The following is a 13554-nucleotide window of genomic DNA, read 5'->3' as shown; positions in this document are numbered from 1 at the left end:
CTTTAAAGTCGACTTTCCATCACCTGCAAGACTGTGTATAACAATGAACGCTACAGACAAAGTAATAGGCATAGGCAAAATTGCTTAAAAAGCGTTAGACTATGCAGCAATAATGTCATGATTCGGTCTGATAAAGATCAAAGAAGAAGGTGAAGATTGATGCCGCTCAATACAGTTGAAGAGCTTGTCGCAGATATCCGTGCAGGAAAAATGGTCATCCTGATGGATGATGAAGACCGTGAAAATGAAGGTGACCTGGTTATTGCTGCCACGCATGTCCGCCCGGAGGACATCAACTTTATGATCACCCATGCGCGTGGTCTGGTCTGCCTGACGTTGAGTAAAGAGCGTTGCCAGCAGCTGAATTTACCGTTAATGGTCGATGCGAACGGTGCCCAGCATGGCACCAACTTCACGCTGTCTATTGAAGCAGCAGAAGGGATTACCACCGGCATTTCAGCCGCTGAACGTGCTCACACGATTCAGACTGCGGTGGCGGCACATGCCAAGCCAACAGATATTGTACAGCCCGGCCATATTTTCCCTTTAATGGCACAGCCAGGTGGGGTATTGCACCGCGCAGGTCATACCGAAGCAGGATGTGATCTGGCCCGCCTTGCCGGTCTGGAACCCGCATCGGTGATTTGTGAAATTATTAAAGAAGATGGCACCATGGCGCGCCGTCCGGATCTGGAAGTATTTGCCGAAAAGCATGGTCTGAAAATTGGCACCATTGCCGACCTGATTCATTACCGTATGACCAATGAACAGACGGTTGAACGTATTGATCATCAAGCCATCGAGACTGAATATGGCAGCTTTGACTTATATCGTTACCGTGAGCTCGGCAATCCGGATATTCATTTAGCCTTAGTAAAAGGCGAGCCTAAACAAGGTGTCACGACGGTACGCGTACATGGTTTTAACCCGACCCGCGATCTTTTAAAAGTCAAAAAACCGGACAGTGAAAGTACCTGGAATCTGGACCGAGCACTCAAAGAGATTTCTACCAGCGACCGCGGTGTACTGGTCTGGATCGGCCAGCGCCATTTACAGGACTTAGGCCCGGCTTTAGAGACCCTGAAAGCACCGAAAAATGTCAAATCCAATGCTGCACTGTCTCAGCAATATCAAACCATTGGGGTGGGTGCACAAATTTTACGTGATCTGGGCGTGGAAAAAATGAAGCTGCTCAGCTCTCCATTACGTTTCAATGCCCTGTCCGGCTTTAACTTAGAAGTGGTGGAATACATCACTGCACAACAAACATCTTAAGAAATAATCGAGGTTCCTATGGCTATTCGCCGTATTGAAGGTATGTTGCATCTCGCGAGCGAAGGCCGTTTCGCGATTTTAGTTGGTCGTTTTAATAGCTTTGTTGTTGAACATCTGTTAGAAGGTGCTATTGATACGTTGAAACGTCATGGCGTATCAGAGGATAATATTACGGTTGTTCATGCACCGGGTGCCTGGGAACTGCCGGTAGTTGCAAAAAAACTGGCTGTTTCGGAACGTTTCGATGCCATCATTGCACTTGGCGCAGTGATTCGTGGTAGCACCCCTCATTTCGATTTTGTGGCGGGTGAATGTGCCAAAGGTTTGGGCGTGGTTGGCCTGGACACTGGCTTACCGGTCATTAACGGTGTACTCACTACGGACAGTATCGAACAAGCGATTGAACGCTCGGGTACAAAAGCAGGAAATAAAGGCAGTGAAGCTGCTTTAACTGCGATTGAAATGGTTAACTTGTTAAAGGCTATCTAACGCTATGTCGCAAACACTTCAAGCAACTTATGCAGCAAAACGTAAAGCACGTCGTTTTGCTGTGCAAGGAATTTATGAATGGCAGATGAGCCACAATCCGGTGCATGAGATTGAAGCACGTACGCGTGTGGAAAATGCCATGCATAAAGTGGATCTGAGCTATTATCATGAATTGTTGACTCAAGTGGTTGCCAATCATGAAGCACTGGATGCGCTCTTAATTCCGGTACTGGATCGTGAAATTACCGTACTGGACGGCGTTGAGCTGGCTACACTGCGTTTGGGCGCCTACGAATTGAAAGAACATCTGGAAATTCCGTATCGTGTGGTTTTGGACGAAGCAATCGAACTGGCTAAACATTTTGGCGGTGCAGACAGCCATAAATACATCAATGGTGTATTGGACCGTTTAGCCACGACGCTACGTACAGCAGAAAAACAGCAAGCCCACTAGTTTAAGTCGCATTGTTGTATGGCTGAGTTCTCGATTATTGATAGCTATTTTAATCGGCGGAATCTCAATTCTGTCGATTTAGGCGTCGGTGACGACTCAGCCGTGCTCACCCCTCCTCCACAGCAACAACTGGTGATCTGTACCGACACTTCAGTGGCTGGACGACATTTCCCCCTAGAGACTGACCCGCATGCGATTGGCTGGAAATCGGTTGCTGTTAATCTGTCCGATATTGCTGCCATGGGTGCCACTCCGCACAGTATTTTGCTGGCCTTGAGCCTACCCCAAATTGATCATGCCTGGCTCAAAGCCTTTAGTCAGGGTCTGTATGATTGCTGCGATCAATTTGGGGTGAGCTTAATTGGTGGCGATACCACACAGAGCCCTCACCTGACCATAAGCATCACTGCACTTGGTTGGGTCGATAGCGGACAGGCTATTCCGCGCTCAGGTGCCCAACCGGGTGACCTGATCTGTGTCAGCGGTACCGTCGGCGATGCAGCTTTTGCCCTGAATCATCCCGGCCACCCCTTACAGCAGCGGCTGGATTATCCGAGTCCACGCTGCCAGCTTGGTGCTGCCTTAAAAGGTCTGGCACATAGCATGATTGATGTTTCGGATGGCCTGGCTCAAGATCTGGGACATATTCTTCAAGCTTCTCAAGTGGGTGCAACCCTGGCACTGGATCAGCTCCCGCTCAGCCCTGCCCTGCACACCTTAAGTGATGAGCAAAAATGGCAATATGCGCTCGCCGGTGGCGATGATTATGAATTATGCTTTACAATAAGTGCGCAAAATTATGAAAAATTATTGCAAAAACAAATTGATGTTTCGATCAGTATAATCGGCACTGTTCATTCTTCACTCGGTTTAACTTTTGAAAAAAATGGCATAGATCATTTGCTTCAATTTAATGGGTATCAACATTTTGCATAAACCTGCAATAAATTTTAAAGCGATGTCCTGGAAGGACCGATTGATTGTATTTAGTGGAGTGGGCTTTGGTTCTGGCCTGGCACCGAAAGCGCCGGGGACGTTTGGCTCAGCTTTTGCGCTGTTATTTGTGCCGTTCTGGCTCTCTCTGGGTTTTTTAAATAGCCTTTTTGCCATGGTGATCATGTCACTGATTGGCATCTATATCTGTGGCAAAACCGCTGAGCTGATGGGTGTACATGATGATGGCCGGATTGTCTGGGACGAATTTGCTGGGCAATCCATCACGTTTCTACCCGTTCTCTATATGGGGCAGATGAACTGGCTGTGGCTTCTGGTTGGCTTTGCCCTGTTCCGTTTGTTTGATGTCTGGAAACCTTGGCCAATCCGGGTCATTGACCGCCAAGTCGGCGGGGGATTCGGCATCATGCTGGATGATATTATTGCCGGCCTTTGGGCAGCTCTTTGTATTCTGATTTATCTTTATTTTACCATGGCCTAGCTACATTTAGGATGAGAACATGTCAACGACTGTCATTATTCTTGCTGCAGGTAAAGGAACGCGTATGCGCTCTCATTTACCCAAAGTATTACAACCTCTTGCAGGACGCCCCTTACTTGGTCATGTGATCGACACGGCGAAAAAGCTGAATGCTAATAATATTATTACCATTTATGGACACGGCGGTGATCGCGTTCAAACTGCATTTGCAGATCAAGCTATCCAATGGGTGGAACAGGCAGAACAGCTGGGTACCGGTCATGCGGTACAAATGACGTTACCGGTCTTGCCACAGGATGGAATTTCCCTGATCCTGTCGGGTGATGTGCCTTGTATTAGGCCAGCTACCTTACAAAACCTGCTGAATGCTACCCAAGAGACAGGCATTGGCCTGGTAACCTTAACCTTGCCAGATGCAACAGGTTATGGTCGTATTGTTCGTAAAGATGGCCAGATTCAAGCGATTGTTGAACATAAAGACGCGACTGACGCACAGCGCCAAATTAAGGAAATCAATACCGGGATTTATGCAGTCAGCAATGCCAAATTGCATGAATGGCTGCCACGTTTAAGCAATGATAATGCACAAGGCGAATATTACCTGACGGATATCGTGGCGATGGCGCTGGCCGATGGCATGCAGGTGGCCTCGGTAGAACCTGAACTGGCTTTTGAAGTCGAAGGCGTCAATGACCGCGTACAACTGGCTGCCCTAGAACGCCAATTCCAGGCTTTTCAAGCCAAGCAGCTGATGCAGCAAGGTGTTCATCTGATTGATCCCAACCGTTTTGACCTACGCGGCAAGCTGGTAGCGGGCCAAGATGTCCGTATTGATATCAACGTGATTATCGAAGGTGATTGCGAACTCGGTGACCAGGTTGAAATTGGCGCAGGCTGCGTGATTAAAAATACCAAAATTGCTGCGGGTACCAAAGTACAGCCATATAGCGTATTCGATCAGGCTGTTGTCGGTGAAGATGCACAGATTGGTCCCTTTGCACGTTTACGTCCAGGGGCGAAACTGGCCAATGACGTACATATTGGCAACTTTGTCGAAGTCAAAAATTCAAGTATTGGCCTAGGTTCCAAGGCCAATCATTTCACCTACTTAGGTGATGCCGAAATCGGCAGTGGTTCTAATATTGGTGCCGGTACCATTACCTGCAACTACGACGGCGCCAATAAATTTAAAACCATCATTGGAGATAATGCCTTTATTGGTTCCAACAGCTCCTTGGTTGCTCCAGTACAGATTGGCAATGGTGCCACTGTCGGTGCAGGCTCAACCATTACCCGTGATGTGGCAGAGAACAGTTTAGCGGTGGAACGTTCCAAGCAATTTGCCAAAGAAAATTATCCACGTCCGCAAAAGATCAAGAAATAAGGGGAAATATTATGTGTGGTATCGTCGGTGGCATTGCGGAACGCAGCATTACCAATATTTTAATTGAAGGCCTGAAACGTCTTGAATACCGTGGCTATGACTCAGCCGGCCTGGCCCTGATTAACCAGAATCAGGTTCTACGTGAACGTCGTGTCGGCAAGGTTGCCAACCTTGAAAATGCAGTCAATGAATCACAGATTATTGGTTCGCTCGGGATTGCCCATACCCGCTGGGCCACACATGGCAAGCCGACTGAGAATAATGCCCATCCGCATATCTCCGGCAATGTGGCCGTGGTACATAACGGCATTATCGAGAACTATCAAGAGCTGAAAGATGACCTTGAAGCTCTAGGTTATGTATTCACTTCACAGACCGACACTGAAGTCGTTGCCCATCTGGTCAATGATGCACTGAAATCGACCCCGATTTTACTGGAAGCGGTAAAACAGGTGGTGCCACAACTAAAAGGCGCGTATGCACTGGGTATTGTTCATACCGATCATCCGGATGAGTTAATCACGGTGCGTGAAGGCTCACCACTGGTGATTGGGGTTGGAATTGGTGAAAACTTTATCAGTTCTGACCAGTTGGCCCTGCTGCCAATTACCAACCGCTTTATCTACCTGGAAGAAGGGGATATTGCCCGTTTGACTCGTAGCACGATTGAAGTGTTTGTGGATGGTCAACTGGTTGAGCGTCCGGTGAAGGAACTGGATGCTGCGGTGAGTAATGCCTCTAAAGGCGAATACAAGCACTATATGCTCAAAGAAATTTATGAGCAGCCTGAAGCCATCCAGCAAACCATTTCCCAAGCACTCAATGGAAATGCCCTGCGTGAAGACTTTCTGGTTAGTGCAGAGCAGGATTTTTCCAAGATCCAGCAGATCCAGATCATTGCTTGCGGGACCAGCTACCATGCCGGTATGATTGCCAAATACTGGTTTGAGCAGCTAATCGGCCTGCCTTGTCAGGTTGAAATTGCCAGTGAATTCCGTTACCGCACGCCAGTGATTGTAAACCACACCCTGTATGTCTGTATTTCTCAATCCGGTGAAACCGCAGATACCCTGGCGGCTTTACGCGATACGCAAAAACGCGCTCAGGCCAAAGGTTTAGACATCAGCACAATGACCATTTGTAACGTGGCTACATCGTCGATGGTACGTGAAACTGAGCACAGCTTGCTGACCCTGGCAGGACCTGAAATTGGGGTCGCATCGACCAAGGCCTTTACCACCCAGTTGACTGCATTGATGTTGCTGGTACTGAAAATCGGTACTGTCAAAAACACGATTTCAACGGAACAAGTTACCGCGATTACGACCGGGCTCTGGCATACTCCTAAAGTGATTCTGGACACCCTGCGTTATGATGATGAAATTCTGCGCCTGTCTGAACTGTTTGTAGAGAAAAACCATTGTTTGTTCCTCGGCCGTGGGACGCATTTCCCGATCGCGCTTGAAGGTGCGTTGAAACTGAAAGAAATTTCCTATATCCATGCAGAAGGTTATGCAGCAGGTGAACTGAAACATGGCCCGCTCGCACTGGTGGATAATGATATGCCTGTGGTCATTCTGGCACCGCAGGATGACATGCTGGACAAATTAAAATCCAATATGGAAGAAGTTCAGGCACGTGGTGGCGAGTTATTTGTCTTTGCTGATGAGCATAGCGGCATCAAGGCCAAAGAACGCCAGCATGTGGTGCATATTCCTGAAGTAGACGCACTTTTAGCCCCTATCGTCTATAGCATTCCGGTTCAGTTGCTGTCTTATCATGTAGCCGTCCTGCGGGGAACGGATGTAGATCAACCGCGTAACCTGGCAAAATCAGTGACCGTAGAATAATCAGAATTGAAGCAAGGCTGGTTATTGTAGTCAGACAATAAAGTCTCATACTGAGTAATAAAGTGTACTACTGAATTGCTCAAAAAAATCCACACAAGCTATGCTCTAAACAGCATACTGTGTGGATTTTTTTATGGCCAACTTTAAGAACACACAAAATCATGCACTCAAAATTCAAAAATGGATTAAAGACGATGACAGGGTTTTGGAAATAACTATAAGCCTAGGATCACAATTCGAGATGTGAGTTCAGAAGGTCGATCTCACCGAGTTTTTGGTCATAAAAGCCAAAGAACCCATCACCTTCTCTCTGATCTAGAACTTTCTACTTTTCTATTACTAAGGCGTGTCATCAATTAACTTGAGAAAAACCACCATGCGCCCACTATACTTTTATGAGTAAACGCTATGCCTTAAGAGATAATCAGTGGGAACAAATTAAAGATCTGTTCCCTGGACGAACGGGTACTGTGGGAGTAACGGCCAGCGATAACCGACTATTTGTTGAAGCGGTTCAGCTTTTGGGTTGACTAAAGAAATTAAAAGAAAGAGGGTCTCAACAGTTAAACCAATAAAAAGCTATAAATAGTCCATATTTTTATCCGATGTTCCCCATTTAAAAGGATAATTCTACTTAACACTTTTTGCTCAGAGTATGCCGATCAAGTCGACAGATACGATTTTTTTGGCCAGCAAAATTGTCTAGGTTTTCATGGATAGTGAGACAATCAGGCGTTCTGGCTACTTTAAAGTCATAAAAAAGGAAGCCTGAGCTTCCTTATCCACTGCTAGCTATACCGGTTTAAATACCGTATTTAACGCGATAGGCTTCCATTTTTGCCAGTGCTTCCTGCTCGCCTTTACCATCCAGATAATCCATTAAGTCTTTCATAGTGATCAGTGCATGTACTGGAATTTCAAGTTCTTTTTGTACTTCTTGGATTGCAGAAAGTTCGCCCTGACCTTTTTCCTGACGATCTAACGCAACCAATACCCCAGCAATTTGTGCACCGGCATTTTTCAGAATAGTGACCACTTCACGGATCGCAGTTCCGGCAGTAATCACATCATCAATAATCCAGACTTTTTTACCTTCAACCGAAGCTCCGACCAATACGCCACCTTCACCGTGATCTTTAGCTTCTTTACGGTTAAAGCCCCAAGGTATACTCACACCATGATTTTGCGACAGTGCGACCGCAGTTGCAGCAACAAATGGAATACCTTTATATGCCGGACCAAAAACCACTTCGACCTGATCACATTGCATCAGCTTGGCTGCATAGCCTGATGCCAAGAGAGACAAGGCTTCGCCATCATTTAACAAGCCGGCATTAAAAAAATAAGGGCTCACACGACCCGATTTTAAAGTAAACTCACCAAATTTAAGCACACCACGTGATAATGCGAGTTCGATAAAAGCTTGCGGGTTAAACTGAGCTGGCGTTGACATGAGGTGCTCCTGAATCCATTAATTAAGGTAAGACTTGCGCATGATACCAAAGAGTAGCTATCCAAGTGATCAAAAAATTCTTCGTGTCGTTTCAATTAACGTCAACGGCTTACGTTCCTCTGTAAGCAAGGGTTTGCTGGAATGGATGGAAAAGTCCGATGCCGATGTGATTTGCATGCAGGAAAGCCGCATTACCCATGTTCAGTGGACCGATAAATTTAAGCCTGAAGGCTGGTACACCCATCTCTTTCCAGCCGAGCGTCCAGGCTATGCCGGCACCGCCATTTATAGCCGTATGCCTTTTGTCTCCATCACTGATGGTCTGGGTTTTGAACTGGCAGACTCACAGGGCCGTTTTATTGCCGCTGAATTCGATCTGGGCCTAGAACAAACTGTATATATCTGTTCGCTTTATCTGCCATCCGGTTCATCGGGTGAAGAAGCTCAGGCCCGTAAAGACCACTTTTTAGAAGAATATCAAAAGATTCTGAAACAATGGCGCGATGAAAATAAATCGGTCATTGTCTGTGGGGATTACAATATTGTGCATAAACGGATTGATATTAAAAACTGGTCGGGCAACCAGAAATCTTCCGGTTGTTTACCGCATGAACGCGCCTGGCTGAACCATATTTATGATGAACTCGGCTATGTAGATACCTTCCGTGAAGTACGCCAGGAAGCCGAGCTATATTCCTGGTGGTCGAATCGTGGTCAGGCCCGCGCCAAGAATGTCGGCTGGCGGATTGACTACCACGCCTGTTCTCCAGACTGGAAAACCCGTACGGTGAATGCCTGGGTCTATAAAGATGAATGGTTTAGTGATCATGCACCGGTCATTATTGATTACAAACTGTAAAAAGGCTTGAGAGCTGAGTAAACAATTGTTTACTCAATTAAGGTGAATTGCTTACATGCCATGACGTATTTCTTGGATTTCTTTGAGTTTAAGAACATAGCATGATAGCTGCACGGCACAGGGATATGTCAGGATGACACATAAAGGACAGGAAGCCGTAGGAAGAAAATAAAACAGACCATCAAATTTAGTTTGTTTTTCATGGATGTGACATTGGACGTTATACTGAGACCCGCATAATCAGGATGATTGATGCGGGTTTTCTCATATTATAATGACTCTTATTCTTGATTATTGTTTTGATTTTTTTATATATCCGCTGATTGTTCTCTTATTTAAAACTTTATTTCTTATTGTTCTATCCAGAATCTTATCCCCTCCTTATGTCAGTTTCATGACAGCTTGGCCCTGATTCGAAATTTTCCTATGCAGACGGACACTCCTGTTTTGCAGTCCCCCGTGGCCGTCTTGACTAAATTTGGTTAAGCTAGTCCAAGACTTTAAATGAGTGATGATGATGTTAAGAATTTATGGTATTAAAAACTGCAATTCAATGAAAAAAGCCTTTGATCTGCTCAATGAACTGGGGTTGAGCTATGAATTCCATGATTATAAAAAACAGGGCATTGATGCAGAATGTGTAAAAAGCTGGTTGGATGCACTCGGTCAGGACGTGGTTCTGAATAAAAAAGGCACCACCTGGCGTAAACTCAGTGCAGAAGAGCAGCAAACCGCACTGGCCAGTGAAGATCATCTGGTGCAAGCCTTAACCACGCATACCAGCTTAATTAAAAGACCGATTTTACAGACTGCTGATGGCTTTATTGCCGGATTTGACGAAGCTGCTTATCGTGCTCTAGTTGAAGAAAAACAGGATTAATCAGCATATAAAAAAAAGCCTGACAGATGTCAGGCTTTTTGCATATACAGGATGGATTAGTTTGCACGAATCCAGGTCTGGTTACGACCCAAAGCAGAAATCCCCATAAAGCCACGCAGCTCCAGCTTCTTGCCACCCTCCGCCAGATTGCCTTTTAGCTTATAGGTTTTGCCAGATTGTGGGTCCAGAATAGAACCACCTTCATAGCTGGTGCCACCCACATTTTTCAGACCTTTCACAATGGTCAAGCCTTTTAATGACTTGTTATGATAAGGTCCTTCACATTTTGTACAGGCATTCTCTTCACCCGGAGTCAATACCGATTGAATACTGGCAGATAAAGTACCATTCTTCTGTTCAGTAAACTTCACCATGGCTTTTGGCTGTTTAGTTTTGTCATCAATCGTTTTCCAAACGGTACCATTCAGAGGATCTGCGGCATTTGCCAATGCCGATAAGCCAAGTAATCCTAAGGTTAGCGCGATTTTTTTCATTTTTTTTCATTTCCCTAGTCTGTTGATAGACCAATTTAGTATTAAAAAGTCACAACAATTTTGCAATTTTTACGTGTGACTATTTAGTGTAACCTTGTAAATCAGGTTGGTAAATAATCTCATTTTGAATAAAAGCATAAAAATATGGAAGGATAATGAAGATGAGTCCCCTCACGAAACAACTCATTACAGAAAGTTTTTTAAAAGCCGCCATTCGTGCGCCAAGTCGTCTGAACCTTCCTCCTAGCTCGCTGCGTATCGCCTTGGAACAGCTATGCAAACTGTTCCCGCAAGACCCGTCTGTACAAATTCGTTCCTTGCGTCTGGCCGGTTTACGTGCTGAAGAGATCAAACCCCAGCAGCAATCGACCCAGATGATTTTTCATATTCATGGAGGAGCATTCTATTTAGGTTCACTCAATACCCACCGGGCCTTTATGACCCAGATTGCAGCCCGTACCCAGATGCAGGTCCTGCATGTGAACTATCCGCTTGCACCGGAATCGGCGTATCCGGAGCCGCTTGAGGCGCTATATGATGTTTACAACCTGTTGCTTGATCAGGGAATTCAGCCCAAAGATATTATTCTGTCCGGTGACTCGTGTGGCGCCAATCTGGCCTTGGCCCTCGCTTTAAAAATCAGACAGGAAGGTCGCCCGCAGGTTAGTGGACTGATTCTGCTTTCTCCACTGCTGGATTTGACTCTGAGCAGTGAATCTTTACGGTATAACCAGAAACATGATGCCTTGCTGTCAATCGAAACGCTTAAAACCGGGATCGAATATTATGTGCCCAGCGCCATAGACCGAGGTGATCCCGGCGTTTCTCCTTACTTTGCCGAGCTGAGCGGATTACCTCCTATCCATATTCAGGTCGGTTCTAAGGAAATTTTGCTGGATGACGCCACCCGTTTCAAAGAAAAGGCCGAGCAGGCCCATGTTGAGGTGGAGTTTAAAATCTATACGGGCATGTGGCATAACTTCCAGATGTTTAGCGCCTGGTTTGATGAAGCCCGACAATCTCTGGCTGACCTGGCAGACTTTGCACATCGTCTGGATCAGGACTAGGACTCTCAAGTCCTGATATAAAAAAGGTCAGCCAAGGCTGACCTTTTTAATTTTCTGCCTTAGAGCGCGCTGATCATCTGGTGTGCGGTCTCCAGAGCTTGCTGCTTGCTTGCATCGCCCATATTCACGCCTTCGGCACGAATCACCTGAATATCACTCACCCCGGTAAAATTAAACACGGTTTTCAAGAATGCTTCCTGAAAGTCAACCGGACTCTGTTCACCATAGACACCACCACGGCTGCTGGCAATATAGACTTTCTTGTTACCCGCCAAACCAATCGGGCCATTTTCAGTATATTTAAAGCTACGCCCAGCCACACTGATACGGTCGATCCAGGCTTTTAAAGTAGAAGGCAGGCCAAAGTTATACATTGCCGCTCCCACCACGATAATATCCGCACGCAAATACTGCTGCAAAATCGCTTCCCCCAGAGCTGCCTGTTCTGCATCCTGCCCCATCAGAATCTCGGCAGTCAGATGAGGAATCGGTTGTGTCGCCAGATCTAGATACTCTACCTGTAAGGTGTCTTTATGCTTTTGTTGCAACTGGCTCACAATGGCCTGACTCAACTGACGGGAAATTGAAGCATCACCTAAAATACTTGAATCAATATGTAAAACTTGCATCTATTTTGCCTGTATGAATTGGTCTGTCTAGAAATAGGCATAGTTTAATGATTTTTCAACAATGAGATAATCCCAGCCCATAAAACAGAACATTCCAAATACGGAACAAAAGGCCTATACAGACAAATATGGCTTTATCTTTTTTGTGGTAAAACAGGAATTTTTTAATCAATTTTAAGTTATGTTATAGTCAGTTTTATAAAGATATCCATGTTAAAAAGTAAAGCGCTTTCATAATAACGATAAAGTTTAAGGCGAAATAGATGAAGCAGATAAGAGGATTATTAGCAAAAATCCTGCGGCTGAGAATCAAAAAATATCTGATCGAAGATGAAGTCGTCATCAATTGGGGAATTTTAAAAAAATGTATCTTGATGCTGGTACTGGGCTGCATTGTCCATCTGAGCTGGCTTAGTTGGGACCTGTTTGTGCTGTTTCATCCTGAATATTGGCAATATGTACAGATTAAACTAATTCACTTACAGCTCATCCTCGACAGCAGTTTTTTACTGGTTTTGCTCGCCCTGATCTATAGCATATTGATACCGGCATTTCTGTTTCTGGCAGTTTGCACCTATCTGAGCTTTCGTCATCAAATTCCCTATTCGCCCCTGTTCAATATACAGGGCAAGTTTTTTGATAATGGCTTTTGGCTGGGCTCCATGCTGTATTTTATGTTACCCATTCTGGCCATCTGCACCATGCTGTTTGAAATCCTGCTTAGCCAATGGCGGCACCGTGAACGGCTGATTCAGCACCTGAGCCAACTTGATCCCTTAACCAGTCTGTTTAACCGGCGCAGTATCAATCAATGTCTGGAAAAATTAAATCATAGCGCCTGTTTAAGCTATGCCTTGGTCCTGCTGGACTTGGACCATTTTAAAAAAATTAATGATCAATATGGTCACCACAAAGGTGATGAAACCCTGATAAAGGTCAGTGCCGTACTGAGCCAGCAATTACGTGCAAGTGATATCGGAGGCCGTTTTGGCGGTGAAGAGTTTATTTTGGTACTAAAAGACACCAATATTGAAATGGCACAACAGATTGCAGAACGTTGCCGTCTTGCCATTCAGCAGCTAGAGATTCAAAGTGATGAGGGTACCAAAATTCCTGTCACGGCCAGTTTTGGTATTGCGATTTCCCAAGCAGAATTGCGCCCGCAACAGCTGGCTGATCGGGCACTGTATCAGGCCAAAGCCAGAGGCCGGAATCAGGTCAGAGCCTATATTACATCGACCCAACCCGAACTTGAGCTATATTCTTAACACGGTAATCCAGCAGG

General features: G+C 45.6%; 14 protein-coding genes and 2 pseudogenes. 13 read left to right on the top strand and 3 right to left on the bottom strand.

Annotated features, from left to right (window positions below; genetic code table 11):
* Positions 1-159: 159 nt before the first annotated feature.
* From ribBA to E2K74_RS08710, 9 genes and pseudogenes are all read left to right on the top strand, one after another.
* On the top strand, positions 160-1275 hold the full coding sequence (gene ribBA / locus E2K74_RS08750) for a bifunctional 3,4-dihydroxy-2-butanone-4-phosphate synthase/GTP cyclohydrolase II (protein ID WP_151207226.1): 1116 nt from the start codon (positions 160-162) through the stop codon (positions 1273-1275).
* 18 nt (positions 1276-1293) lie between these two features.
* Entirely contained in the window at positions 1294-1764 is a 471-nt protein-coding gene (gene ribE / locus E2K74_RS08745; protein ID WP_151205653.1) for a 6,7-dimethyl-8-ribityllumazine synthase, read from the top strand.
* A gap of 4 nt (positions 1765-1768) precedes the next feature.
* Positions 1769-2218 (top strand): transcription antitermination factor NusB, encoded by a 450-nt coding sequence (nusB, locus tag E2K74_RS08740; RefSeq protein ID WP_151205652.1) that lies wholly within the window; start codon positions 1769-1771, stop codon positions 2216-2218.
* 18 nt (positions 2219-2236) lie between these two features.
* Positions 2237-3154 carry a thiamine-phosphate kinase gene (thiL, locus tag E2K74_RS08735; protein WP_151207224.1) on the top strand — a complete coding sequence of 306 codons (918 nt, stop codon included), beginning with the start codon at positions 2237-2239 and terminating at the stop codon, positions 3152-3154.
* On the top strand, positions 3132-3653 hold the full coding sequence (locus E2K74_RS08730; RefSeq protein ID WP_151204691.1) for a phosphatidylglycerophosphatase A: 522 nt from the start codon (positions 3132-3134) through the stop codon (positions 3651-3653). The genes thiL and E2K74_RS08730 overlap by 23 nt, the downstream gene beginning before the upstream one ends.
* Before the next feature lie 19 nt (positions 3654-3672).
* Positions 3673-5037, top strand: a complete 1365-nt coding sequence (gene glmU / locus E2K74_RS08725; RefSeq protein ID WP_151207222.1) for a bifunctional UDP-N-acetylglucosamine diphosphorylase/glucosamine-1-phosphate N-acetyltransferase GlmU — start codon at positions 3673-3675, stop codon at positions 5035-5037.
* Between the two features lie 11 nt (positions 5038-5048).
* Positions 5049-6887 carry a glutamine--fructose-6-phosphate transaminase (isomerizing) gene (gene glmS, locus E2K74_RS08720; RefSeq protein WP_151207220.1) on the top strand — a complete coding sequence of 613 codons (1839 nt, stop codon included), beginning with the start codon at positions 5049-5051 and terminating at the stop codon, positions 6885-6887.
* A 133-nt stretch (positions 6888-7020) separates the two neighbouring features.
* A pseudogene (locus tag E2K74_RS15050) lies at positions 7021-7229 on the top strand (heteromeric transposase endonuclease subunit TnsA); the annotation flags it as partial.
* 53 nt (positions 7230-7282) lie between these two features.
* Positions 7283-7402, top strand: a pseudogene (locus E2K74_RS08710) (IS5/IS1182 family transposase); the annotation flags it as partial.
* A gap of 287 nt (positions 7403-7689) precedes the next feature.
* On the opposite strand, the gene pyrE reads toward E2K74_RS08710, so the two are convergent.
* Complete coding sequence (pyrE, locus tag E2K74_RS08705) at positions 7690-8340, bottom strand: orotate phosphoribosyltransferase (protein ID WP_151207218.1); 651 nt, start codon at positions 8338-8340, stop codon at positions 7690-7692.
* A gap of 40 nt (positions 8341-8380) precedes the next feature.
* On the opposite strand from pyrE, the gene E2K74_RS08700 reads away from it, so the two are divergent.
* Positions 8381-9199 carry an exodeoxyribonuclease III gene (locus E2K74_RS08700; protein ID WP_151207216.1) on the top strand — a complete coding sequence of 273 codons (819 nt, stop codon included), beginning with the start codon at positions 8381-8383 and terminating at the stop codon, positions 9197-9199.
* Positions 9200-9716: 517 nt separating this feature from the next.
* A complete protein-coding gene (locus tag E2K74_RS08695; protein ID WP_151207259.1) occupies positions 9717-10079 on the top strand; it encodes a Spx/MgsR family RNA polymerase-binding regulatory protein in 363 nt (120 codons plus the stop codon).
* 56 nt (positions 10080-10135) lie between these two features.
* Here the strand turns inward: E2K74_RS08695 and E2K74_RS08690 are convergent, their stop codons facing one another.
* A complete protein-coding gene (locus tag E2K74_RS08690) occupies positions 10136-10573 on the bottom strand; it encodes a DUF2147 domain-containing protein (protein ID WP_151207215.1) in 438 nt (145 codons plus the stop codon).
* A gap of 155 nt (positions 10574-10728) precedes the next feature.
* On the opposite strand from E2K74_RS08690, the gene E2K74_RS08685 reads away from it, so the two are divergent.
* Positions 10729-11640: an alpha/beta hydrolase gene (locus E2K74_RS08685; RefSeq protein ID WP_151207213.1), complete on the top strand. Its 912-nt coding sequence runs from the start codon at positions 10729-10731 to the stop codon at positions 11638-11640.
* 59 nt (positions 11641-11699) lie between these two features.
* Here the strand turns inward: E2K74_RS08685 and E2K74_RS08680 are convergent, their stop codons facing one another.
* On the bottom strand, positions 11700-12269 hold the full coding sequence (locus E2K74_RS08680) for an FMN-dependent NADH-azoreductase (RefSeq protein WP_151207211.1): 570 nt from the start codon (positions 12267-12269) through the stop codon (positions 11700-11702).
* A 263-nt stretch (positions 12270-12532) separates the two neighbouring features.
* On the opposite strand from E2K74_RS08680, the gene E2K74_RS08675 reads away from it, so the two are divergent.
* Positions 12533-13537, top strand: a complete 1005-nt coding sequence (locus E2K74_RS08675; RefSeq protein WP_151207209.1) for a GGDEF domain-containing protein — start codon at positions 12533-12535, stop codon at positions 13535-13537.
* Positions 13538-13554: the final 17 nt, after the last annotated feature.

The organism is Acinetobacter sp. RF15B (assembly GCF_007558235.1).
Lineage (GTDB): Bacteria > Pseudomonadota > Gammaproteobacteria > Pseudomonadales > Moraxellaceae > Acinetobacter > Acinetobacter lwoffii_C.
Note: the sequence above shows the minus strand (reverse complement) of the source record. Positions and strands in the feature narration are given on the sequence as shown.